23 protein-coding genes are annotated in these 23915 nt (G+C 68.3%); 12 read left to right on the top strand and 11 right to left on the bottom strand.

From position 1 onward, the window contains the following. Positions 1-26 precede the first annotated feature (26 nt). Together RXV79_RS05450 and RXV79_RS05445 are read right to left on the bottom strand one after the other, a co-directional pair. Positions 27-995, bottom strand: coding sequence for a response regulator (locus RXV79_RS05450; RefSeq protein WP_316702454.1), 969 nt, complete (start codon positions 993-995; stop codon positions 27-29). After that, complete coding sequence (locus RXV79_RS05445; RefSeq protein WP_316702453.1) at positions 976-4482, bottom strand: hybrid sensor histidine kinase/response regulator; 3507 nt, start codon at positions 4480-4482, stop codon at positions 976-978. The genes RXV79_RS05450 and RXV79_RS05445 overlap by 20 nt, the downstream gene beginning before the upstream one ends. A gap of 91 nt (positions 4483-4573) precedes the next feature. On the opposite strand from RXV79_RS05445, the gene ureA reads away from it, so the two are divergent. Genes ureA through ureC form a run of 4 tightly spaced genes read left to right on the top strand, consistent with a single transcriptional unit; the run spans position 4574 to position 7109 of the window. Then, entirely contained in the window at positions 4574-4876 is a 303-nt protein-coding gene (gene ureA, locus RXV79_RS05440) for an urease subunit gamma (RefSeq protein WP_201805588.1), read from the top strand. A 17-nt stretch (positions 4877-4893) separates the two neighbouring features. Next, positions 4894-5058: a hypothetical protein gene (locus RXV79_RS05435; RefSeq protein ID WP_316702452.1), complete on the top strand. Its 165-nt coding sequence runs from the start codon at positions 4894-4896 to the stop codon at positions 5056-5058. Continuing rightward, complete coding sequence (locus tag RXV79_RS05430) at positions 5058-5363, top strand: urease subunit beta (RefSeq protein WP_316702451.1); 306 nt, start codon at positions 5058-5060, stop codon at positions 5361-5363. The genes RXV79_RS05435 and RXV79_RS05430 overlap by 1 nt, the downstream gene beginning before the upstream one ends. A 30-nt stretch (positions 5364-5393) precedes the next feature. Next, positions 5394-7109 carry an urease subunit alpha gene (gene ureC, locus RXV79_RS05425; RefSeq protein WP_316702450.1) on the top strand — a complete coding sequence of 572 codons (1716 nt, stop codon included), beginning with the start codon at positions 5394-5396 and terminating at the stop codon, positions 7107-7109. On the opposite strand, the gene RXV79_RS05420 is transcribed toward ureC, so the two are convergent. Both RXV79_RS05420 and RXV79_RS05415 read right to left on the bottom strand, forming a co-directional pair. Beyond that, positions 7110-7697: a hypothetical protein gene (locus RXV79_RS05420; RefSeq protein ID WP_316702449.1), complete on the bottom strand. Its 588-nt coding sequence runs from the start codon at positions 7695-7697 to the stop codon at positions 7110-7112. A 79-nt stretch (positions 7698-7776) separates the two neighbouring features. Continuing rightward, positions 7777-8751, bottom strand: a complete 975-nt coding sequence (locus RXV79_RS05415; protein WP_316702448.1) for a Bug family tripartite tricarboxylate transporter substrate binding protein — start codon at positions 8749-8751, stop codon at positions 7777-7779. Positions 8752-8902: 151 nt separating this feature from the next. Here RXV79_RS05415 and RXV79_RS05410 point away from each other — a divergent pair, with 151 nt between their 5' ends. Beyond that, entirely contained in the window at positions 8903-9556 is a 654-nt protein-coding gene (locus tag RXV79_RS05410) for a LysE family translocator (RefSeq protein ID WP_316703996.1), read from the top strand. 4 nt (positions 9557-9560) lie between these two features. Here the strand turns inward: RXV79_RS05410 and RXV79_RS05405 are convergent, their stop codons facing one another. Continuing rightward, entirely contained in the window at positions 9561-10637 is a 1077-nt protein-coding gene (locus RXV79_RS05405) for an ABC transporter ATP-binding protein (RefSeq protein ID WP_316702447.1), read from the bottom strand. A 50-nt stretch (positions 10638-10687) separates the two neighbouring features. On the opposite strand from RXV79_RS05405, the gene RXV79_RS05400 reads away from it, so the two are divergent. Continuing rightward, on the top strand, positions 10688-12343 hold the full coding sequence (locus RXV79_RS05400; protein ID WP_316702446.1) for an ABC transporter permease: 1656 nt from the start codon (positions 10688-10690) through the stop codon (positions 12341-12343). Between the two features lie 306 nt (positions 12344-12649). On the opposite strand, the gene RXV79_RS05395 is transcribed toward RXV79_RS05400, so the two are convergent. Beyond that, complete coding sequence (locus RXV79_RS05395) at positions 12650-13666, bottom strand: Fe(3+) ABC transporter substrate-binding protein (RefSeq protein WP_316702445.1); 1017 nt, start codon at positions 13664-13666, stop codon at positions 12650-12652. Positions 13667-13793: 127 nt separating this feature from the next. Between RXV79_RS05395 and ureE the strand changes: the two genes are divergently transcribed. The 5 genes from ureE (at position 13794) to RXV79_RS05370 (ending at position 18193) form a co-directional block, all read left to right on the top strand. After that, positions 13794-14375: an urease accessory protein UreE gene (gene ureE, locus RXV79_RS05390; RefSeq protein WP_316702444.1), complete on the top strand. Its 582-nt coding sequence runs from the start codon at positions 13794-13796 to the stop codon at positions 14373-14375. Position 14376: 1 nt separating this feature from the next. Beyond that, positions 14377-15093 carry an urease accessory protein UreF gene (locus tag RXV79_RS05385; RefSeq protein ID WP_316703993.1) on the top strand — a complete coding sequence of 239 codons (717 nt, stop codon included), beginning with the start codon at positions 14377-14379 and terminating at the stop codon, positions 15091-15093. Beyond that, entirely contained in the window at positions 15090-15734 is a 645-nt protein-coding gene (gene ureG / locus RXV79_RS05380) for an urease accessory protein UreG (RefSeq protein ID WP_316702443.1), read from the top strand. The genes RXV79_RS05385 and ureG overlap by 4 nt, the downstream gene beginning before the upstream one ends. Before the next feature lie 5 nt (positions 15735-15739). Beyond that, positions 15740-16357, top strand: coding sequence for a glutathione S-transferase family protein (locus RXV79_RS05375; protein WP_316702442.1), 618 nt, complete (start codon positions 15740-15742; stop codon positions 16355-16357). 147 nt (positions 16358-16504) lie between these two features. After that, on the top strand, positions 16505-18193 hold the full coding sequence (locus tag RXV79_RS05370) for a fibronectin type III domain-containing protein (RefSeq protein ID WP_316702441.1): 1689 nt from the start codon (positions 16505-16507) through the stop codon (positions 18191-18193). Positions 18194-18196: 3 nt separating this feature from the next. On the opposite strand, the gene RXV79_RS05365 is transcribed toward RXV79_RS05370, so the two are convergent. Continuing rightward, positions 18197-19117 carry a LysR family transcriptional regulator gene (locus RXV79_RS05365; RefSeq protein ID WP_316702440.1) on the bottom strand — a complete coding sequence of 307 codons (921 nt, stop codon included), beginning with the start codon at positions 19115-19117 and terminating at the stop codon, positions 18197-18199. An 81-nt stretch (positions 19118-19198) separates the two neighbouring features. On the opposite strand from RXV79_RS05365, the gene lysA reads away from it, so the two are divergent. Further along, entirely contained in the window at positions 19199-20428 is a 1230-nt protein-coding gene (lysA, locus tag RXV79_RS05360) for a diaminopimelate decarboxylase (RefSeq protein ID WP_316702439.1), read from the top strand. Between the two features lie 2 nt (positions 20429-20430). Here the strand turns inward: lysA and RXV79_RS05355 are convergent, their stop codons facing one another. Genes RXV79_RS05355 through RXV79_RS05340 form a run of 4 tightly spaced genes read right to left on the bottom strand, consistent with a single transcriptional unit; the run spans position 20431 to position 23480 of the window. Then, positions 20431-21471 (bottom strand): S49 family peptidase, encoded by a 1041-nt coding sequence (locus tag RXV79_RS05355; RefSeq protein ID WP_316702438.1) that lies wholly within the window; start codon positions 21469-21471, stop codon positions 20431-20433. After that, complete coding sequence (locus RXV79_RS05350; RefSeq protein ID WP_316702437.1) at positions 21468-21869, bottom strand: Rieske (2Fe-2S) protein; 402 nt, start codon at positions 21867-21869, stop codon at positions 21468-21470. The genes RXV79_RS05355 and RXV79_RS05350 overlap by 4 nt, the downstream gene beginning before the upstream one ends. Further along, complete coding sequence (locus RXV79_RS05345; protein ID WP_316702436.1) at positions 21862-22524, bottom strand: HAD family hydrolase; 663 nt, start codon at positions 22522-22524, stop codon at positions 21862-21864. The genes RXV79_RS05350 and RXV79_RS05345 overlap by 8 nt, the downstream gene beginning before the upstream one ends. Beyond that, positions 22521-23480 (bottom strand): RluA family pseudouridine synthase, encoded by a 960-nt coding sequence (locus RXV79_RS05340; RefSeq protein ID WP_316703990.1) that lies wholly within the window; start codon positions 23478-23480, stop codon positions 22521-22523. Before RXV79_RS05340 ends, RXV79_RS05345 begins: the two co-directional genes overlap by 4 nt. Positions 23481-23915 lie beyond the last annotated feature (435 nt).

The following is a 23915-nucleotide window of genomic DNA, read 5'->3' as shown; positions in this document are numbered from 1 at the left end:
TTCGCATGCGCGCTGGCACGCCCGCCTCACCCCGCCAGCATGCGCACCTTCTTCATCGCAAGCGACGCCGCCGCGTTGCGGGTCTCGACGCCGAGCTTCTCGAACACATGCTCCAGGTGCTTCTTCACCGTAGCCGGGCTGCTGCCGAGGATGTCGCCGATGTCGCGGTTGGTCTTGCCCTTGACCACCCAGTACAGCACCTCGGCCTCCTTCATCGTGAGCTTGAAGGCCTGCAGCAGCGCTTCGACCACGGCCGCGTCGGAGACCTCGCGCAGCACCATCAGCCAGTCGTCGTCGCTCGTGCGTTCCTGCAGCGAGAAAACGAGCTGGCGGGATTCCCGGGTCACGGTGAGCGGCCGGCCTTCGCGGCCTTCGTCGGCGAGGGCCGACTGCTCGCGCAGCCACTCCAGCAGCTCGGCGGGCACCTGGCCGGGGTCGACGCCGAAGTAGGTGTGCATCAGCTGGCGCGCAAGCGGCGTCTGCCACACGGCCTTGCCGCTCATCCGGTCGTTGCTCACGTGCACCGCCATCGTGGCGTGGCCGAAGGCATCGAGCGCGTTGCGCGCCTGCCGGGCCTGGCGCGCGCTCTGCATGTGCACCGCCATGCGTGCCAGCACCTCCTGCGGGCGGATGGGCTTGGTCACGTAGTCGGCCCCGCCCGCGCCGAAGGCCGCCACCACGTGCTCGGTGTCGGTGAGGCCGGTCATGAAGAGGATGGGGATGTGTGCGGTGTCGGGGTCGGCCTTCAGGCGGCGTGCGACCTCGAAGCCGTCCATGCCGGGCATCACGGCGTCGAGCAGCACCACGTCGGGCACCGCCTGGGCGGCGCGCTGCAGCGCGGTCTCGCCGCTGGTGGCCACGAGCACGGTGTAGCCGGCTTCGTCGAGCGCGTCGTGCAGCAGCGAGAGGTTGTCGGGCACGTCGTCGACGATCAGCACCACGTCGCTGGCGGTGCGGTCGGGCAGGCGGGATGCGTCAGAGGGTCGCGGGGTCATTGAGGGCTCGGCGCACCAGGGTGCTCATGGCATCGAGTTGGAAGTTGCGCGCCTGGCCGCGCAGGTGGGCCACGAAGCTCGCGCAGGCGGCATTGTCGCGCTCGATCTCGTCGAGCTTCTTCACGATGCCGCGGAAGTAGCCGAGGTGGATCAGCTCGTCGAGCGCCTTGAGTTGTGCTTCGTCTGGCAGCACCCAGCGCACGGGCGCGGGTGCCGCACCGGGCGCGGCTTCGCGCGGCGCTTCGAGCCACTCGAGCTTCAGGCGAGAGCCCAGCCAGTCGAGCAGCTCGTGCACGCGCACGGGCTTCAGCACGAAGTCTTGCGGGGTGATGCCGACGTCGTTCTCCAGGTCCTTGTCGAAGGCGTTGCCGGAGACGATGGCGATGGGCGCGTCGCTCAGGTGCTGTGCGCGGATGGCGCGGATGGTGGCCCAGCCATCGATGCCAGGCATGGCGAGGTCCATGAGGATCGCGTGCGGCCCGAAGCCGGCCACCACCTCCAGCGCCTCGTGGCCGGACGCCGCCTGCATGAGCTCGAAGCCGAGCGGCTGCAGCACGGTGACGAGCAAGGAGCGGTCGACCTCTTCGTTGTCGACGATGAGGATGCGGCGGCGCTCGCCGCGGTAGCCGGTGCGCGTGGTGCGTGGCACTTCGAGCGCGGCCACGGCGCCGCGCGCTTCGGGCAGGAAGAGCCTGATGCGGAAGACGGTGCCCACGCCCACCGTGCTCGTCACCGTCAGCTCACCGCCCATCAGGTCGGTGAGCATCTTCGCGATGGTGAGGCCGAGGCCCGTGCCACCGCTGGTGGTCTCGCTGCCGCGGGCGAAGGGCTCGAAGATGTGCGTCAGCTCGTCGGGCGCAATGCCGGGTCCGGTGTCTTCGATCTCGAAGACGGCCATCTCGCGCGCATAGCGCAGGCGGAAGACCACGCGCCCCGCCTGCGTGAACTTGACTGCGTTGCCCAGCACGTTGATGAGGATCTGGCGCAGGCGCTTTTCATCGGCGCGCACGACCTCGGGCATCACCTCGCCGAGGTCGGCGCGGAACTCGATGCCCTTGCCCGCCGCCTGCAGCTCGAACATGTGCACCAGCTGCTGCACCGCCTCGCGGAAGCGCAGCGGGCGCGGCTCCAGGCGCAGCTTGCCGCCTTCGATGCGGGCGATGTCAAGCGTGTGCTCGATGAGCGAGAGCAGGTGGTCGCCGCCACGGCGGATCACGCTCACCGCCTGCCGGCGGTGGCCGGGGATGGAGGGGTCTTCCTCCAGCAGCTGCGCATAGCCGAGGATGCTGTTGAGCGGCGTGCGCAGCTCATGGCTCACGGTCGTGATGTAGCGGCTCTTGGCCTGGTTGGCGAGGTCGGCGGCGAGCTTGGCTTCCTGGAGCGCCAGGTCGGTCTGGCGGTGCGAGTCGATCTCGCGGCGCAGCGCGAGCGTCTGCTCGTGGGCGGCCTGCGTCTGGCGGTTGGACTCTTCCTGTGCGACCTGGCGGCTCTTGTGCGTCAGCACCAGCCACCAGGCGACGATGCCACTCACGAGCAACAGTGCAGCGAAGGCTTTGATGAAGCCGAGCTTCAAGGCGGGGCCGAGCGTGTCGACCATCTCGCCGAGGTTGCGCAGCTCCTGCTGGTAGAGCAGCGCGAACACACCCGCCAGCAGCGGCACCACGATGGCCATCACCAGCAGGTAGTGGCCGAGGCCGGTGTCGATGTAGGGCCACACACGTTGCGGCAGGAGCTTGCGCAGGGCGCGCGACCACTGCGACGACAGGCGCGCTTCGGGCTTGCAGAGGTCGTTGCAGCGCGCGTCGAGCGAGCAGCACAGCGAGCAGATGTTGCCGAGGTAGGCGAGGCAATGCGCGAGGTCGTCGACCTCGTATTCGCGCTCGCAGATCACGCACTGCTGCAGGCCGGTGAAGAGGCCTTTCGATTGGCGGGCGATGTAGTAGCGGCCCTTGGTGTACCAGGCGATCAGCGGTGACACCACCATCGCGGTGATGAGCGCGATCAACGCCGAGAAGGCTTCGGCCAGGGGCCCGAACATGCCGAGGTAGGCCGCGATCGAGAGCACCGAGGCGGCGCCCATCGCGCCCACGCCGACCGGGTTCACGTCGTAGAGATGTGCGCGCTTGAATTCGATGCCGGGGGGCGAGAGACCGAGCGGCTTGTTGATCACGAGGTCGGCCACCACGGCCATGATCCAGCTGATCGCGATGTTGGAGTACAGGCCCAGCACGCCGCCCAGCGCGCGAAACACGTCCAACTCCATCAGCATCAGCGCGATGAGCGTGTTGAACACCACCCACACCACACGCCCCGGGTGGCTGTGCGTGAGGCGCGCGAAGAAGTTGCTCCACGCGAGCGAGCCGGCATAGGCGTTGGTGACGTTGATCTTGAGCTGCGAGATCACGACGAACACCATCACCGCCGCCACCGCCCACCCTGGGCGCGAGAACACGTACTCGTAGGCGGCGAGGTACATCTGATTGGGGTCGACCGCGCGGTCGGTGGGCACCGAGTGGCTGATCGCGAGGTAGGCGAGCACCATGCCGCCCAGCATCTTGACGACACCCGGGATCACCCAGCCCGGCCCGCCAATCAACACCCCGGCCCACCAGCGCTTGCGGTTCTTCGCCGTCTTCTCGGGCATGAAGCGCAGGTAGTCGACCTGCTCGCCCATCTGCGTCATGAGCGCGATGCCCACCGTCATCGCGGCGCCGAAGAGGTAGACGTTGAACTTCGTGCCATCGGCACCGCCCGCCGGCGCGCCGCCGTAGTGGGCGATGTCGTCGAGCACGCCGGGGTTGTGCCAGAAGACGAAGCAGTACGGCACCACCAGCATCACGAGCCAGAGCGGCTGCGTCCACACCTGCAGGCGGCTGATCGCGGTGACCCCGTGCGTGACGAGCGGGATCACCACCACCGCGCAGATCAGGTAACCCCAGGCGGGCGGGATGTCGAACGCCAGCTCCAGCGCATAGGCCATCACCGCCGCCTCGAGCGCGAAGAAGATGAAGGTGAAGCTCGCGTAGATGAGCGAGGTGATGGTGGAGCCGATGTAGCCGAAGCCCGCGCCGCGCGTCAGCAGGTCCATGTCGAGACCGTGCTTCGCGGCGTAGGTGCTGATGGGCAGGCCGGCCAGGAAGATGATCAGGCCAGTGGCGAGCACAGCCCAGAAGGCGTTGAGGAAGCCGTATTGCACGAGCAGCGTCGCGCCCACCGCTTCGAGGATGAGGAACGAGGCGGCGCCGAAGGCCGTGTTGGCCACGCGCATCTCCGACCACTTGCGGAAGGCGCGCGGCGTGAAGCGCAGTGCGTAGTCCTCCATCGTCTCGCGGGCGACCCAGCTGTTGTAGTCGCGGCGCACCTTCACCACCCGCTGCACGGCGTCGCCTTGCTGCACTGATTCGGTGCGAGCGCTGGGCGCTACGGCCGGCCCGAGCGCAGGCAGATGCGACGGCACAGGCGGGTCCGGCGGGGTGGCAAGGTTCATGCGTGGTCTCAGCGCAAGCACCATGCCACCGAGGCAAGGTGCGCCCTAAGATGCGGCACTTTTCCGGTCTCTGCTCGCCCTGCGCACCATCATGGAACTGACTCCACGCGAAAAAGACAAGCTCCTGATCTTCACCGCGTCGCTGCTCGCCGAGCGCCGCAAGGCCCGGGGGCTCAAGCTCAACTACCCCGAAGCCGTGGCGATGATCAGCGCCGCCATCATGGAAGGCGCGCGAGACGGCAAGACCGTCGCAGCGCTGATGAGCGAGGGCAAGACGATCCTCACGCGCGACGACGTGATGGACGGCATCCCCGAGCTGATCCCCGAGATCCAGGTCGAAGCGACCTTTCCCGACGGCACCAAATTGGTGACCGTGCACCAACCTATTGCATAACTGCTGGAGCAACCGACATGAGCCGTCTTGCTGCTTTGATTTCGCTGGCCCTCGCGGCCCCCGCCTTCGCGCACGAAGGCCACGGCGCGCCCAGCACCCACTGGCACGCCACCGACACCTGGGGCTTCGTCGTCACGCTCGCGCTCGTGGGCGCGGCGGTCTGGTTCAGCCGGAGAAAGTGATGACGCCCGGCGAGCTCTTCACCGACGGGCCCGACCACGTGCTCAACGCCGGCCGCCGCACCGCCACGCTCGTGATCGAGAACACCGGCGACCGGCCGATCCAGGTCGGGTCGCACTACCACTTCGCCGAGACCAACGCCGCGCTGAGGTTCGACCGCAAAGCGGCGCACGGCATGCGGCTCAACATCGCCTCAGGCACCGCGGTGCGCTTCGAGCCGGGGCAGCAGCGCACGGTGGAGCTGGTGGACTTTGCGGGCGAACGCAAGGTGTATGGCTTTCGCGGCCTGGTGCAGGGCGCGCTCTGATCCTTCTTCCTCAACGAACAAGACTCCGACATGGCAACCATCACAAGACGCGCCTATGCCGAGATGTTCGGCCCCACCACGGGTGACCGCGTGCGCCTGGCCGACACCGGCCTCATCGTCGAAGTGGAAAAGGACTTCACCCTCGCCGCCGGCACCTACGGCGAAGAGGTGAAGTTCGGCGGCGGCAAGACCATCCGCGACGGCATGGGCCAGAGCCAGCGGCTCGCCAAGGACGTGGCCGACACCGTGATCACCAATGCGCTGATCATCGACCACTGGGGCATCGTGAAGGCCGACATCGGCCTGAAGCACGGCCGCATCAGCGGCATCGGCAAGGCCGGCAACCCCGACGTGCAGCCGGGGGTCGACATCATCATCGGCCCGGGCACCGAGATCATCGCGGGCGAAGGCAATATCGTCACCGCTGGCGGCATCGACACGCACATCCACTTCATCTGCCCGCAGCAGATCGAAGAAGCGCTGATGAGCGGCGTGACGACGATGCTCGGCGGTGGCACCGGCCCCGCCACCGGCACCTTCGCCACCACCTGCACGCCCGGCCCGTGGCACATCCACCAGATGCTCAAGGCGGCCGAGAGCTTCCCGATGAACCTGGGTTTCCAGGGCAAGGGCAATGCGAGCCTGCCGGGCGCGCTCGACGAGCAGATCGAAGCCGGCGCCTATGGGCTGAAGCTGCACGAGGACTGGGGCACCACGCCCGCGGCCATCGACAATTGCCTGAGCGTGGCCGAGCGGCACGACGTGCAGATCACCATCCACACCGACACGCTCAACGAATCGGGCTTCGTCGAAGACACCATCGCCGCCTTCAAGGGCCGCACGATTGCGACCTTCCACACCGAAGGCGCGGGTGGCGGCCACGCGCCCGACATCATCAAGTGCGCGGGCTTGCCCAACGTGCTGCCCTCGTCGACCAACCCGACGATGCCGTACACGGTGAACACCATCGACGAGCACCTCGACATGCTGATGGTGTGCCACCACCTCGATGCGAGCATCGCCGAAGACCTGGCGTTTGCCGAGAGCCGCATCCGCCGCGAGACGATTGCGGCCGAAGACATCCTGCACGACGTGGGCGTGTTCTCGATGATGTCGAGCGACAGCCAGGCGATGGGCCGCGTGGGCGAGGTCATCATCCGCACCTGGCAGACGGCCGACAAGATGAAGCAGCAGCGCGGCACGCTGCCCGAAGACAACGCGCGGCACGACAACTTCCGCGTCAAGCGCTACATCGCCAAGTACACGATCAACCCGGCCATCACGCAGGGCATCTCGCACGAGGTGGGCTCGGTGGAAGTGGGCAAGCTGGCCGACCTGGTGGTGTGGAAGCCGGCGTTCTTCGGTGTGAAGCCGTCGCTCATCCTGAAAGGTGGCGCGATTGCAGCAGCGGCGATGGGCGACCCGAACGCGTCGATCCCCACGCCTCAGCCGGTGCACTACCGGCCGATGTTTGCAAGCTTCGGCAGCGCGATGAACGCGACCAGCGTGACCTTCGTGTCACAGGCCGCGCTCGACCTCGGTGTGCCGGAGAAGCTCGGCTTGCAGCGCCGTGCCGTCGCGGTGAAGAACACCCGCAAGATCGGCAAGGCCGACATGGTCCACAACAGCGGCACGCCGAAGATCGAGGTCGACGCCCAGACCTACGAGGTGCGCGCCGATGGCCAGCTGCTCACCTGCGAGCCGGCCACGGTGCTGCCGATGGCGCAGAAGTACTTTCTCTTCTGATCAGCTGCAGGTGATGATGATGTTGGTCGGCGTGCCCGTGGCGATATTCGCGTCGCCATTCTGAACGGTGCAGGTCCGGCCGGCAGGAGGCGTTTGCACCGTCACGACGTAGTGAGTGCCATTCGGCTGGATGCCCGAGAAAGCAAAGTTGCCGTCGGCCGAAACCACCAAGGTGGCAGTGCTGCTCGGCAGGGTCAACAGCAACGTGGCCGCGGTGCCTGCGGGCACTCCTGTGACTGTCCCAGTGATGTTTCCGGTAGCGGTGCAAGTCACCAGCACGTTCTCGACGTCATCGCCCTTGGAGTTGATCGTCCCGGTGTTGTTGGACGGTGTGCATTGAGCACCCGCCGGATCGGTCAGCACGGTGACGTTGTAGTCATCCCCATCATCCAGCGTGTTGTTGAAAGTGAAGCGGCCGTTCTGCGTGAGCGTGAGGTTGTCCTTGCCATTGTTCTGCAGGACCACGCTCGTGCCGCTGGGCAGGCCGGTCAGCGTGCCGCCCACTGTGGCAAAGCCGAAGAACAGGCAGCCGGTCAGCCCCAGGCTCAACAGCAAACTCGAAACAACGATGACGACGCGACGGCTCATGATTCCCCCTGAATACCTGCTCTCGAAAACGGCAAGGCAGACAGAAGAATAGCCGAGCCGCGCGCCGTTGGTCTCTGACTCAGGTCACCTTCCCCGTCGCCTTCAGCCGCTCGATCACCACCTTCTCGCGCGCCATCGTGTCTTCGGCGAACTTGCGGTATTGCTCGGGCGACATGTACAGCAGCTCCTGGTCGTAGCGGCCCATCACCTCGATGTGGTTGTTCATCTCGATCGCGCGCTTGAAGGTGTCGTGCAGCTTCTTCACGACGGCCGGGTCCATGCCCTTGGGGCCGACCAGCCCGTAGGGCGAGTTCTGCACGATGGGGACGCCGAGTTCGGTGAGCGTCGGCGCATCCGGAAACTTCTTCGCCCGCGTCGCGCCCCAGGTGCACAGGAGGCGCAGCTTGCCGCTCACCACGTGCGGGCCGAAGCCGATGCTGTCGGCCACTGCCATCACCTGCCCGCCGAGGATGGCGGGGATGATCTCGGCCATGCCCTTGTACGGGATGTGATTCATCTCGATGCCGAGGCGGTGCGAGATGTCTTCCATCGTCAGGTGTGGCGTGGTGTAGATGCCGCTCGTGGCGTAGGTGAGCTTGCCGGGGTTGGCCTTGGCCCACGCCACCAGGTCGGCCCAGGTCTTGATCGGCGAATCGGCCGGCACCGCGATGCCAAACGAGTAGCCGGTGATGCCGATCACGTAGCTGAACTCGGTGACCGGGTTCCAGGTGATCTTCTGCGTGTACGGCAGGCGGAAGACGCTGATCGGCAGCTGCGCGAGCGTGTAGCCATCGGGCTTGGCCTGCAGCAGCAGCTGGCCGGCCATCGTGCCGCCGCCACCCGGCTTCGCCTCCACGATCACGGTCTGGCCGAAGAGGGGCGAGGCGTTGTCGGCCATCACGCGGAACATCGCGTCGGTGGAGCCACCGGCCGCAAAGGCGAGCAGCAGCTTGATGGGCTGGCTGGGGAAGCTCGCCTGCGCGTGCAGCGGGCCGGCGATGCTGCTGGTCGCGGCCGCGGCACCGGCAAAACGAATGAAGTCTCGGCGTTGCATGGAAGGCTCTCCAGTGAGGGGGATGCGCTGCATCTTCACACCCAACGATCGGCACGCCAGTGAGTGCTTCCCCGCAGCTGTTCCGCGCGGCGAAACAAGCGCGGCACAGCGGGCGATACTCGTGCCATCCGCCCCTCGGAGATCCCCCATGCTGCACGACCTGCTGCCCCCGCTGCCGCTGCTGCTGGCCTTCCTCACGGCCAGCTTCATCCTCGCGATCACGCCCGGCCCGGCGGTGGTCTACATCCTCGCGCGCACGCTCTCGCAAGGGCGCAGCTCGGGGCTCGCCTCGGTGGCCGGCGTGGCGCTTGGCAACCTAGGCAACGCCATCGGCGCGGCGGTGGGCCTCGCCGCGCTCTTCGCCGTCTCGTCGGCGGCATTCACGGTGGTGAAGTGGGCCGGCGCCGCCTACCTCATCGTGATGGGCGTGAAGATGCTGCGCTCGGCTGGCAGCGCAACCACCGCGAGCAATACGCATGTCGAGCCGCTGAAACGCTGGCGCATCTTTCGCGATGGCTTTGTCGTCGCGCTGCTGAACCCGAAGACGGCGCTTTTCTTCGCCGCCTTCCTGCCGCAGTTCATGACCGCCCAGGCGTCGCCGCTCGCGCAAAGCCTGGCGCTCGGCGCAAGCTTCGTGGCGGTGGCCGCGTGCACCGATCTCTTCTACGTGCTCGCTGCGAGCCTCGTGGCGCCTCGCATCGGCCAGCTCGGCAAGCACGCACGCTGGGGCCAGCGTGCCGCGGGGGCATCGTTCATCGGCCTCGGCTTGCTGACCGCCTTCTCCAGCCGACCCGCCACGAAGTGAGCCTTCAGCGCTGGGGCGCGAAGGCGATCACGTGGTCCATGTCGAGCCGCACGCCGATGGCTTCCTGCAAGGCGTGGTTGTGGTGCGAGGGCACGAGCGCGAGCACGCGCGTGCCGCTGGCCAGTTGCAGCGTGTAGAGGATCTCGGCCCCGCGGAAGGCCTTGTGCTGCACGGTCGCACGCAGCGGGCTGGCGTCGTCGTGCAGCACGTCGTCGGGCCGCATCAGCACCTGCACCCGCTCGCCCGGCACGCAGGGCTGGCCGGTGTCGGCGTAGCGCAGCGGCTCGGGTGAGGCCACCTCGCCCAGCTCGAAGCGCACACGCTGCGGCGAGACGACCTCGGCATCGACGAAGACCCCCTGGCCGATGAAATCGGCCACGAAGCGGCTGTTTGGCCGGTGGTAGAGCTCGTAGGCGCCGGCGATCTGCTGGATGCGCCCTTGGTGCATGACGGCGATCTCGTCGGCCATCGCGAAGGCTTCGTTCTGGTCGTGCGTGACGAAGACCGCGGTGGTGCCGGCCGCCTTGAGGATCGCGCGCACCTCGCCGGCCAGTTGCTCGCGCAGCTCGACATCGAGGTTGGAGAAGGGCTCGTCGAGCAGCAGCAGGCGCGGGCGCGGCGCGAGCGCACGGGCCAGCGCTACCCGTTGCTGCTGCCCACCCGAGAGTTCGTGCGGGTAGCGCTGGGCGGCCGAGGCCAGGCCCACCGTGTGCAGCAACTCCATCGCGCGGTCGTCGGCAGCCCGCTTGTCGGCCACGCCGAAGCCCACGTTGCGCAGCACCGTGAGGTGGGGGAAGAGCGCGTAGTCCTGGAACACCATGCCGATGCGCCGCGCTTCAGGCGGCACATGCTGCTGCGCGCTGCCGACCGTCTGGCCGTCGATGCGCACTTCGCCCTCGCTCACCCGCTCGAAGCCGGCCACGCAGCGCAGCACCGTCGTCTTGCCGCACCCTGAGGGGCCGAGCAGGCAGCACACCGTGCCAGCCGGGAGCGTGAGGTCGAGTCCGGCAAAGGTCGGCTGCGTGCCGTAGCGGTGGCCGAGACGGCGGAGTTCGAGAACGGGGGGCGGCGTGGTCGACATGAGGCAAGGAGCGAGGACAGGGGCGCACCTTACACTGCCCGCGGCCCGCCATGACCTCGCTTCCGATCTCCAACGCCCTGCATCCCACCCGCTGGCTGACCTGGTGGAGCCTCGTCATCGCCGCCGTCGTGGCGGTGCCGGTGGTGTCGGTGGCCACCAGCCTCTTCAACGCCGGCACCGGCGGCACCTGGGCCCACCTCGTGGCCACGCTGCTGCCCGAATACCTGATGACGAGCCTCGTGCTTTGCGTGGGCGTGGGCGTCGGCGTGGCGCTGCTCGGCGTGGGTGCTGCCTGGCTGGTGACGCACCTCGACTTCTTCGGCCGCCGCCACTTCGAATGGCTGCTGGTGCTGCCGCTGGCGATGCCGGCCTACGTGATGGCCTACACCTACACCGACCTGCTGCAGTTCGCAGGCCCCGTGCAACGCGGCCTGCGCGACGCGTTCGGCTGGAGCCGCGCCGACTACTGGTTCCCCGACGTGCGCAGCACCGGCGGCGCGGTGGCGATGTTCATCTGCGTGCTCTACCCCTACGTCTACATGCTGGCGCGCACGGCTTTCCTCGAGCGCGGCGGCGGCGTGATGGAGGCCGGCCGCTCGCTCGGCCTCACGCCGTGGCAGAGCTTCCTGCGGCTGTCGGTCCCGATGGCGCGGCCGGCCATCGCCGCGGGCGTGGCCCTCTCGCTGATGGAGACGCTGGCCGACTACGGCACGGTGTCGTACTTCGCCGTGCAGACCTTCACCACCGGCATCTACCGCGCCTGGTTCTCGCTCGGCGACCGCGCCGCCGCGGCCCAGCTCTCCATGTGCCTGCTGGGCTTCGTGCTGCTGGTGCTGGCGCTGGAGCGGCTGTCGCGCGGGCGTGCCCGCTACCACGGGCCGGGCCTGCGCCCGCAGCCGCCGCGCGGCGCGCGCTTGCGCGGCTGGCGCGCGGCACTGGCGTTCGCGGCCTGCTGCGTGCCGCTGCTGATGGGCTTTCTCCTGCCGAGCGGCGTGCTGCTGCACATGGCGCTCACCGACGGCGACGCGCAGTTCGGTGCACGCTTCTTCGAACTCGCACGCAACAGCCTGGTGGTGTCGGGTCTCACCGCCGCCATCGCGGTGACCCTCGCCCTGCTCGTGGCCTACGCACGCCGGCTCGACCCCGGCCCCATCGCCCGCAGCGCGCATTGGGCGGCCGGCATGGGCTATGCGCTGCCCGGCTCGGTGATCGCGGTGGGGGTGTTGATCCCGGTGGCGCGGCTCGACAACGCACTCGCCCTCTGGCTGCGCGAGAGCTTCGGCTGGCAGGTCGGCCTGCTCATCACCGGCAGCATCGCCGCACTGGTGTTCGCCTGCGTGGTGCGCTTTCTCACCGCCGCGCTGCAGACGGTCGACTCGGCCCTGCACCGCGTCACGCCGCACATGGACGACGCCGCCCGCAGCCTCGGCCTCACCCCGGCGCGCACGCTGATGCGGGTGCACGTGCCGCTGCTGCGGCGCGGCCTGCTCACGGCGGGGCTGCTGGTCTTCATCGACGTGATGAAGGAGCTCCCGGCTACGCTCGTGATGAGGCCCTTCAACTTCGACACGCTGGCGACGCAGGCCTATCGGCTCGCGTCGGACGAGCGGCTGGCGGAAGCCTCGACGGCGTCGCTCGCGATCGTCGTGGTGGGGCTGCTGCCGATGATCGTGCTGTGTCGGCAGATCGCGAAGGATCGCGGGTGAATTTCGTGTCGCGGTCTGAGCCACAACGCGGGCTCAGGGGGAGGGGCTCCGTTCATGTCCCTCCTTGATGAACGCTACCGCGTTCATCAATTTCTTCCTTTACTTCACTGCGCCCCTCCCCCTGAGCCCGCGTTGCGACACACACTGCCACACGAGGAAGGAAGTGCTCAGGTCGTACCGGCCCTCGGTGGTGGGGTGTCGCATGGAGCGAAGTAAAGGAGGAGACGTGGACCACGAGAGTGGTCCACGTCGGGGGACATGAGCGGAATGCGATACCCCACCGCCGAGGGCTCGCTCAATTTCCGCTCAGCGCCACCCCGCGCGGTCGAACACCTTCTGCGCTGCAGCCGTGTTCGGCGCCCACTTCGCGAGAGGCGTCTCGTCGGCCTTGAACGGCCCGAGCTTGTCGAGCGCCGGGTTCTTCACCGAGGCGCTCTTCACCACCGGCCATTCGTTGTTGCCATCGGCGAAATAGGTCTGCGCCGAATCGCTCGCCAGGTATTCGAGGAACTTGACCGCGTTGGCCTTGTTGGGCGAGGTCTTCACGAGGCCGCCACCCGACACGTTGACGTGCGTGCCCCAGGTCTTCTGGTTGGGCCACACGACGGTGAGCGCGGCCATGTCCTTCACGTCTTCGGGCTTGGTCGAGCGCATCAGGCGGGCGACGTAGTAGCTGTTGGAGATCGCCACGCCGCACTCGCCGGCGGCCACGGCGCGCAGCTGGTCGGTGTCGCCGCCCTTGGGTGCGCGGGCGAGGTTCGCCACCACGCCCTTGGCCCACTCTTCGGTCTTGGCTTCGCCGTGGTGCGCGATCAGCGCGGCGCCCAGCGAGAGGTTGTAGGGGTGCGAGCCGGAGCGCACGCAGATCTGGCCCTTCAGGCGCGGGTCGGCCAGGTCTTCGTAGGTCTGCACCCACTCGGGCTTGATCGTCTTGGCGTTGTAGACGATCACACGGGCGCGGGTCGAGAAGGCCAGCCAGTTGGCGGTGCGCAGGTGCGCGGGCACACGCGCGTCGAGCAGCTTGCTCTGCACGGGGGCGAACACGCCGGCCTTGTCGGCGATCTCCAGGCGCGAGGCGTCGACGGTGATGAACACGTCGGCCGGGGAGCTGGCGCCTTCGTTCTTGATGCGCTCGAGCAACTCGTCTTCCTTGCCCTCGATGCGGTTGATCTTGATGCCGGTTTCTTTGGTGAAGTTGGCGTACAGCGCCTCGTCGGTCTGGTAGTGGCGGGCGGTGTAGAGGTTGAGCACCTGGGCCTGCGCGCCGAGCGCGCCGGTGGCCAGCAGAGCCGCCGCAAGCGTGCGGAGGAAGGAAGTCGTCATGGCGTGTCCTGGAAGTGGCGGTGGGTCTTGGTGGACCCCGGAACGAAGGATCGTATCAGGAACGATTCTCATTCACGAGCCGCCCGGCCACCTGCCCGGCCCGGCAATTGCTGACACACTGCCCGCCATGCTCACCGTCAACAAACTCATCTCGCAGGGCCACGGCCTTGCCCCCGTGCTGCTCAAGCGCGCCGCCACCGCGGTGCTCGACTGGGACACCCGCCAGAAGAGCCGCTTCGACACCGAAGACTCGCAGGGCCGCACGCTCGGCGTCTTCCTGCCGCGCGGCAGCGTGGTGCGCGGTGGCGACGTGCTGGTGGCCGAAGACGGCTCGCTCATCAAGGTGATCGCCACGCCGCAGCCGGTGCTGGTGGTGCGCACCTGCCCCGAACACGGCACGCCGCTCGACCTGCTGCGCGCGGCCTACCACCTGGGCAACCGCCACGTGCAGCTCGAAGTGCAACCCGACCACCTGCACCTGGAGCCCGACCATGTGCTGGCCGACATGCTGCGGCACATGCACCTGATCGTGACCGAGGAGCTGGCGCCGTTCGAGCCCGAGGGCGGCGCGTATGCGGCGGGTGGGCATGGTGGACACGGTCATGCTCACGAGCACGACCACCGCCACCAGCACGATCACGGTCACGGTCACGGCCACGCGCATGACCACGGCCACGTCCACGGGCCCGGCTGCGGGCACGACCACTGACATGCGCGCGTCGCCCCGCTCGACCCGGGCCGCCCCGCTCAGCGCGCCCTCGCTGCTGCAGCTGATGTGGCTGGCCTCGCCGGCCTTGCCGGTGGGCGGCTTCAGCTATTCCGAAGGGCTCGAATCGGCGGTCGAAGCTGGCCTGGTGACGAAAGAAGCGCAAGCCGGCGACTGGCTGCTCGACCAGCTCACCCTCGCGCTCGCCCGCGCCGACCTGGCCGTCGCCGGCAAGGCCTTCAAGGCCTGGCAGCGCGGTGACAACGCCACCGTGGCCGAGCTGAACGCCTGGGTCACCACCACCCGCGAATCCGCCGAGTTGCGGCTGCAGACCGAGCAGATGGGCCGCTCGCTCGTCGAATGGGTGAAGAACCGCGGCGTGGAGGACGCGCGCGTCACCACCCTGGCCGCACTCACCCCCGCCCCCACCTGGCCCGTGGCCTTCGCACTCGCCGCTGCGCAGACCGGCGCACCGCTGCGCGAGGCCATGCTGAGCTTCTGCTTCGGCTGGGCCGAGAACATGATGCAGGCGGCCCTCAAGGCCGTGCCGCTCGGCCAGAGCGGCGGGCAGCGGGTGCTCGCCCGCCTGAGCGCCGCGATTCCCGATGCGGTGGACCACGCCCTGGCCCTGGCCGACAGCGAGCGCCAGGCCTTCACCCCGATGCTGGCAATCCTGTCGGCACAACACGAAACCCAGTACTCACGCCTCTTCCGATCATGAGCACCCTCCATTCCATTCCCGGCCGCACCAAGAAACTGCCTCCCCTGCGCGTGGGCGTGGGCGGGCCGGTGGGCTCGGGCAAGACAACGCTGGTCGAGATGCTGTGCAAGACCATGCGCGAGCAGTACGACCTGGTGGTCGTCACCAACGACATCTACACCAAGGAAGACCAGCGCCTGCTCACCGTGGCCGGCGCGCTGGAGGCCGACCGCATCATGGGCGTGGAAACCGGCGGCTGCCCGCACACCGCCATCCGCGAAGACGCCTCGATCAACCTCGAAGCCGTCGACCGCATGCTGGAGAAGTACCCGAACGCCGACGTCGTCTTCATCGAGTCGGGCGGCGACAACCTCGCCGCCACCTTCAGCCCTGAGTTGAGCGACCTCACGATCTACGTGATCGACGTGGCGGCTGGCGAGAAAATCCCCCGCAAGGGCGGCCCCGGCATCACCAAGAGCGATCTCTTCGTCATCAACAAGACCGACCTCGCGCCCTACGTCGGCGCCAACCTCGAGGTGATGGAAGCCGACACGAAGCGCATGCGGCCCAACAAGCCCTTCGTGATGAGCAACCTCAAGACCCAGGCTGGGTTGAAAGAGGTGATCGCCTTCATCGAGACCAAGGGCATGCTGAAGACCTGAACGCCATGCTGACCCTCTATTCCGCCCCCGCCACCTGCGCCCTCGCCTCGCACATCGCGCTCGAACAGGCCGGCGCCGACTACCGCGTCGAGCGCGTCGACTTCAAGAGCTCGCAGCAGCGCTCACCCGAATACCTGAAGCTCAACCCGCGTGGTCGCGTGCCCGCGCTCGTGACCGAGCACGGCGTGCTGACCGAGACACCGGCGATCCTGCTCTACATCGCGCAGCGCTTCCCCGAGGCCCGGCTCGCGCCCTTCGACGACCCGTGGGCGCTCGGCCAGCTCAACGCCTTCTGCAGCTACCTCTGCTCGACGGTGCACGTGGCCCACGCCCACGGCCGGCGCGGCGCGCGCTGGGCCGACGACCCGGCCGCCTGGGAGGCCATGAAGGCCAAGGTGCCGCAAACGGTGGGCGACGGCTTCGCGATGATCGAGACCGAGTTCTTCAAGGGCCCGTGGGTGATGGGCGAGCGCTACACCCTTGCCGACCCCTACCTCTACACCCTGGCCACCTGGATGGAAGGCGATGGCGTGGACCCGGCGCGCTTCCCGAAGGTGGCCGAGCACCGCAGCCGCATGGCCGCGCTGCCGGCGGTGCAGAAGGTGCTGGCCGCCGAGGCCTGACCTCTTCTCCTGGCCCTCCCCCTGAACGGGGTGGCCCATCGCGGGCCGCCCGATGGCTCCTCCGAGCGATGTGGCGTGGGGCCCCTCCCGGAACACTGGCGACATGCGGCCACCACGCCGCGCCAGATCCTCATACCGGGAGTCCCCATGACCTTCAATCGCCTCGGCCTGGCCCTTGCCATGGCCCTCACCCTTGCCCTGTCCGCCTGCGGCGGCGGGGGCTCCGACAGCGGCCCCAGCACGCCGACCACGCCCGCGAGCGGGCAGCAGCTCACCGCCGTGGGCACCTCGGCCCACACGGTCAGCCTGGCCTGGACGCCACCGGCCACCGCCACCACCTACGCCGTGGAGCGCCGCACCGGCACGACCGGCCCCTACACCCGCATCGCGACGGTCGACGCTGCGAGCGGCGCCTATGTGGACGACGGGCTGACCCAGGGCACGGCCTACAGCTACCGCCTCGTCAGCACCGACGCGGCGGCCAGCCCGCTCGCCGCCAGCAGTGCGACCACGGGCGACGATGCGGCGCTCATCACCGCCCCCGGCACCGCACTCGGCGCCAGCACGCAGGCGACCCTCGGCAGCGCCGCCGCGAGCATCGTGTCGCCCGATGGCGGCATCACGCTCGAGCTGCCCGAGCGCAGCGTGGACACGGGCACGACGGTCGAGACGCAGGCCGTGAGCAACACCGCGCCCGATGGCCGAGGCAACGCGCTGCGCGTGCGCCTGTCGGCCGTGCCGGGCGGAACCGCCACGCTGCGCGTGCGCTACGACGACGCCGAGGCGCCACTCGCCGACGGCCTGCGCATCGCGGTGCAGCGGGGTGACGGCAGCTGGCTCTCGCTGCCGCTCACGCAGATCGACAAGACCACGCGCACGCTGAGCGCACCGCTGCCGGTCGGCTTGCTCACGCCGCAGACGGCACAGGCCCAACGCGACCGTGCGCAGCCACACGGCCCGAACGATGTGAGCGTCGAGTTCACCGTCGTGCGCTACCTCGCCTTCCACCTCGCGCCGCGCCAGGCCAGCGTCGCGGTGGGCGGCAGCCTGCAGTTCGTGCCCTACGCCCGCGTGCGCGGCTACGAGGTCGAGATCGGCATCTGCGAGCCGATCAACGACGATCAGCGCGCCTGCATCTACCAGCCGGTGCTCGAAACACGCCAGTTGCCCTTCCTCAACACCAAGCCGGGCTACACCCGCGGCTGGTACGTGTTCCTCTCACCCGGCGGCAACGCCACCGACGGCACCATCGTGCCGAGCGGCGACGTCGGCGCCACCTACACCGCGCCGCAGCAGGTGCCCGACCCCGAGACCGTGGTCGTGAGCTTCCAGAGCACGCACACCCGCACCGGCCGCACCGTGGTGCTGGCCTCGCCGGTGACCATCACCGAGGACCGCTGGGTCGGCACGATCAGCGCCACCGATGGCCCGTCGATCGCGGGCACCACCGCCATCCAAGTCGCCCACGTCACCTGGCGGCGCGACCTCACCGCCGGCAGCACCACCACCGAGGTCTACCGCGCCGAAGGCACGGTGGGCGTGACGGTGACCGACGACAACTGCACCGTGACCATCACGCCGTCGGTGCACGAGGTCTCGACCGACCGCATTTTCGTGTCGCTGGAGATCAACCGCGGCGTGACCCCGGCGCGCTACCGCCTGCGGCTCATCACCTTCTGGAACGGCAACATCTTCGCCGTCTGCCCACGGGCCAGCGAATCGCGCGACTCGCTGCTTGGCTATGGCTGGGACGTGCAAGGTGTGCTCGGCGACAGCAGCTTCAGCGGCCAGACGACGCAGGAGACGGCACGCATCGAGTGGTCGTTCCAGCGCTGAAGCTCAACGCTTGGCCAACTGGCGCAGGCGTGTCTGCAAGAGGCCCGCGGCCTGCTGCAAGCCGGTGACGAAGGCGTCGCGCAAGGGGCTCGCCGGCCGCAACTGCGGCAGCACCAGCGTCACCGCGAACGGGATGGAGAACGACAGCGGGCGCACCTGCAGGCCCGCCCCCGCCAGCTCCATCGCCGTGAGCGGGTTGACGATGGCCACGCCAAGGCCCTGCCGCACCAGCGCGCACACCGAGGCCGCGCTCGCCGTTTCGACGGCCAGGCGGCGCTGTACGCCTTCGCGCTCGAAGAGGGCGTCGACAAGCTCACGATAGGGGTCGGCGGGGGCAAAGCTCACGAAGGCCTGGCCGGCGAAGTCTTTTGGCTTCAGCACCCGGCGCGCGAGCAACGGGTGGCCGTCGGGCAGCACGCACACCTCGTCGGCCTGCAGCAGCGTCGAGATCGACGTGGCGGCCGGCGCGTGGATGCGCTCGCACAGGCCGAGGTCGAAGCGCTGCTCGGTGAGCCACTCTTCGAGCAGCGGCGATTCCTGCGGCGTGATGGACACGCCCACCTGCGGGTGGCTCGCCGCGAACTGCTGCACCGCGAGCGGCAACAGCCCATGTGCCAGCGCCGGCAGGCAGGCGATGCCGAGGCGGCCCTGCGTGAACTCGCGCAGCGAGCGCGCGGCGGCGGCGATGCGGTCGAGCCCGAGGTAGGAGCGCTGCACTTCTTCGAGCAGCGCCAGCGCCCGCGCCGTGGGCCGGAGGCGGCCACGCACGCGGTCGAAGAGGTTCATCTGCAGTACTTGCTCCAGGCGGGCCAGCTCGCGACTGACGGTCGGCTGCGAGGTGTGCAGCGATTGCGCGGCCTGCGTCACGTTGCCGGTGTGCATGACGGCACGGAAGACCTCGATCTGGCGGTGGGTCAACTTCATGTGCAGAGCATATCCATTATGAATCGATGATCGACAAACAAGTACTTTTCAGAATGCATGGCCTGGCGCACGATGCGCCCCATGAACCCGTTTTCCACCTCCACCCTGCGCGAAATCGCGCGCACCCACGGCACGCCTTGCTGGGCCTATGACGCCGCCACCATCCGCCAGCGCATCGCCGCGCTCAAGGCCTTCGACACCATCCGCTTCGCGCAGAAGGCCAACTCCAACACCCACCTGCTGCGGCTGATGCGCGCCGAGGGCGTGAAGGTCGATGCGGTGTCGCTGGGCGAGATCGAACGGGCGCTCGCGGCGGGCTACGTGGCCGGCGGCGACGAGATCGTGTTCACCGCCGACCTCTTCGACCGCGCCACGCTCGCGCGGGTCGTGGAGCTGAAGGTGCCGGTGAACGCAGGCTCGATCGACATGCTTCACCAGCTGGGCGAAAGCTCGCCGGGGCACCGCGTGTGGCTGCGCATCAACCCCGGCTTCGGCCACGGCCACAGCAACAAGACCAACACCGGCGGCGAGCACAGCAAGCACGGCATCTGGCACAGCGACTTGGCCGACGCGCTGGCCGCCATCCGCCAGCATGGCCTGAAGCTCGTGGGCCTGCACATGCACATCGGCTCGGGTGTGGACTACTCGCACCTGGAGCAGGTGTGCCATGCGATGGTCGAGCTGGTGGCCAAGGTCGACATGCCCATCGAGGCGATCTCCGCCGGAGGTGGCCTGTCGATTCCGTATCGCGACGGCGACCCGCAGATCGACACCGCGCACTACTTCAGCCTGTGGGACGCGGCGCGGCGCGAGATTGCGAAGCAGCAAGGCCACGCGATCCACCTGGAACTCGAGCCCGGTCGTTACCTCGTCGCCGAGTCGGGCGTGCTGATCGCCGAGGTGCGCGCCACCAAGCAGATGGGCGGCAATCGATTCGTGCTGGTTGACGCCGGCTTCAACGAGCTGATGCGTCCTTCGATGTACGGCAGTTTCCACCGCATCGACGTGCTGCCCGCGGACGACACGCCGCGCGCGGTGCAACCCACCGTGGTCGCCGGGCCGCTGTGCGAATCAGGCGATGTGTTCACACAAGGCGAAGGCGGCGTGGTGCAGACGCGTGCGTTGCCACAGGCGAAGGTGGGCGACCTGCTCGTGTTCCACGATGCCGGGGCGTATGGCGCCTCGATGTCCTCGAACTACAACACGCGGCCGTTCATCCCCGAGGTGCTAGTCGATGCGGGCCAGGTCCGCCTCGTCCGCCGCCGCCAAACGGTGGCCGAGCTGCTCGCCCTGGAGCAGACCGGCGCCTGACATCAGCGCAGCGACGGCAGCCCGCGCATCGCCTTCACGGCGCCTTCGCCCACAGACGCACCGAAGCGCTTGGCCAGACGCTCGGCCACGTTTTCCTTCGGGGTGTAGTCGATGATCTCTTCGGCCTTCACCACCTCGCGCGCCACGTAGTCGAGGTTGCCAAGGTGGTCGGCCAGGCCAAGCCGGACGGCTTCTTCGCCGTTCCAGAAGAGGCCGGAGAAGGTCTCGCCGTTCATCTTGAGCCGCTTCCCGCGGCCTTCTTTCACCACCTTGATGAACTGCTGGTGGATCTGGTCGATCATGGCCTGCGTGTAGGCACGGTGCTTCTCCGACAGCGGCGTGAACGGGTCACCGATGCCCTTGTTTTCACCCGCGGTGATGAGGCGACGCTCGACGCCGAGTTTTTCCATCGTGCCGGTGAAGCCGAAGCCGTCCATCAGCACACCGATCGAGCCGACGATGCTGGCCTTGTCGGTGTAGATCTCGTCGGCCGCGACGGCGATGTAGTACGCACCCGAGGCGCACTCCTCTTCGATCACCGCGTAGACCTTCTTCTTGTAGAGCGCCTTCAGGCGCTTGATCTCGTCGTTGATGATGCCGGCCTGCACCGGGCTGCCGCCGGGCGAGTTGAAGCGCAGCACCACGGCCTGCGCGCCTTCGTCCTGGAAGGCGTTCTTCAGCGCGGCCACGAGCAGCTCGGCGCTGGCCTCGGTGTCGGCCGCGATCTCGCCGCGCACTTCGATGAGCGCGGTGTGCGGCGTGCTGGGCGCCGTGGAGGTGGTGCGCGCGCTCAGCGCCAGCCACACGACGAGCAGGAAGAAGATCAGCCACGACAGGCGGAAGAACACCCGCCACCGGCGCTCGGCGCGGCGGTCGGCGAGGTAGTCGCGTGCAAAGAGGGCGACCGTCTGCTCGAGTGCGCTTGGGGCCACGGCAGCCGCGGGTGCCGGGGCAGGCGTGGCGGCAGGAGCCGAAGTGGAAACAGGCGCAGAAAGGGCTTCAGCCGGCGCGGCGGCCGGCGGGGTGGGGTCTTCGGGATTCATGCGGGGGACTGCGGAGTCGGAACGGGACGGGTCTCGCGGGAAGGATACCAATACACCTCGCCGTCAAGCTCGATGACCTTGAGCCGTGTCAACTTGCCCCGCCCGCAAGGCCCGCCGACGCAGCGCCCGTCCCGCGGCGCATAACTCGCCCCGTGGATCGAGCAGATGATGAACTCGCGCTCGGCGTCGAGAAACTCGCCAGGTTGCCAGTCGAGTTCGGTCGGCACGTGCAGGCAGCGGTTGAGGTAGGCGACCACCTGGCCGTCGTGGCGCAGAGCGAAGCCTCGCAGCTTCTCGTGAAAGTGCATCACGTCGAAGAGCATGGCCTTGCCGCGCTCGGCCAGCTCGCTCGACGCGCACAGGCGCACGGCCGGCGCGTCGGGTTCGAGCTCAGGCATGGCGGGCCAGCCAGTCGTCGAGGTCGGCCACCGAATGCGCGATGTGCAGCGGCCTGTACTGGCCGAAACTTTCCGGCGTGTGCGCCCCATAGCTCACGCCCACGCTGGCAGCCCCGGCGTTCATCGCCAGCTGCAGGTCGTGTGTGGTGTCGCCGATCATGAGCGTGCGTTCGGGGTCGACGCCGAACTCGCGCATCAGCTCCTGCAGCATCAGCGGGTTGGGTTTGGAGGCGGTCTCGTCCGCGGTGCGGGTGCCGTCGAAGACGCCGTGCAGCTCGACGGTCGTGAGCGCTTCGTTCAGCCCCATGCGCGACTTGCCGGTGGCCACCGCCAGCCAGTGGTTGCGCGCCTTCAGCGCCTTGAGCATGTCGAGCGTGCCCTTGAACAGCACGATCTCGTGCTGCTTGGCGAAGTAGTGGTGGCGGTAGCGCTGGCCGAGTTCGGGGTAACGCTCGCGCGGCAGGCCGGGCGCGGCGTGCTGCAGGGCGTCGATGAGGCCCATGCCGATCACGTAGCTCGCGTCCTTGTCGCTCGGCACGGCCACGCCGAGGTCGGCGCAGGCGGCCTGGATGGAGCGAGCGATGAGCGCCGTCGAGTCGAACAGGGTGCCGTCCCAGTCGAAGGCGATGAGGTCGAAACGGCGCGGTCGGGTCATGGGGTCTTGGCGGGAGTCAAGGCGTGGAGGAATGCCTCGCATTCTGCGGGCAGGGGCGCGAGCAGTTCGATCGCCTCGCCGCTGGCAGGGTGCTGGAAGCGCAGCCGGCGCGCGTGCAGGAACATGCGCTCAAAGCGGTGGCCCTTCACCGCCTCGCCCTTGGCCACGGCCTTGTTGAGCCCGAAGTCGCCGTACTTCTCGTCGCCCACGATCGGATGGCCCTCATGGGCCAGGTGCACCCGGATCTGATGGGTGCGGCCGGTCTTGATGGTCACGTCGAGCAGCGTGAAGCCGGCATAGGCCTGGGCCACGCTCACGAGGGTGATGGAGCGGCGGCCCTCGTCGTGGTCGTCTTCCACGGTGCGCACGCGGCGCTCACCTTCGGCGGTGAGGAACTTGTGCAGGGCCACGTCGATGACCTTCTTCTTGGCCGGCCAGGCGCCGACCACCAGCGCGGCGTAGGTCTTGCCGGTTTCGCGGCCGCGGAACTGGTCTTGCAGTGCGACGAGCGCCGAGCGCTTCTTGGCGATCAACAGGAGGCCCGAGGTTTCCTTGTCGAGCCGGTGCACGAGTTCGAGGAACTTGGCCGTCGGCCGCGCCTGGCGCAACTGTTCGATCACGCCCGAACTCACACCGCTGCCGCCGTGCACGGCCACCCCAGCCGGCTTGTTGACGGCAATCAGGTGCTCGTCTTCGTGGACGATGGGGAATTCGCGTGCCGGTGCGGCCGGCGCCGCCTTCGGGTCGGCCATGCGCACGGGGGGCACCCGCACCTTGTCGCCGAGGGCGAGCTTGGTGTCGGCCGACGCCCGGCCCTTGTTGACCCGCACCTCGCCGGAGCGGATCACCCGGTAGACGTGGGTCTTGGGCACACCCTTCAGCAGCTTCACCAGGAAGTTGTCGAGCCGCTGGCCTTCGGAGGCCTCGTCGATCTCGACCGTCTGCACCGCTGGCAGCGTGGCGGAAGGCCTCGGACTTGCCGGTGATTCCGCTTTGCCCCTTATAATGCGCTGCACCACGTTTCCGCTGTAAGTGATTGATTTTTCTGAGTTTACGCCGCGAGCGGCCTCCCACTCAGCCAGTCACCCAGCACAACGCGGCCGGCCACGAGAAGAAGTTGTGGCCAAAAGGTGATGCAACGCACCCCGGCATGCAGCAGGCCGAGTCCCCAAGTGACCCGGCGGCAGTCAGCCCGGTGCGGCAGAGAAACAAGAACGAACCCTCTCCAAAAGGTTTCCAAGCCAGAGACAAGCAACTCGCCGACGCGCACCGCGCCGGCCTCACGTGCAAGGCTCTGGCCCGCGTCCAGTGATCAAAGCGGATGACGTGCCCCATCTCCCACCCCACGCTGCCCTTGCGCAAATGTCGCGCCGGCAGCGCCGTGGCCGAAT

Origin of the sequence: Piscinibacter gummiphilus (assembly GCF_032681285.1) — a bacterium.
Taxonomy (GTDB): domain Bacteria; phylum Pseudomonadota; class Gammaproteobacteria; order Burkholderiales; family Burkholderiaceae_C; genus Rhizobacter; species Rhizobacter gummiphilus_A.
The sequence above is the reverse complement of the archived record's forward strand: the minus strand, read 5'-3'. Positions and strand labels throughout refer to the sequence as shown.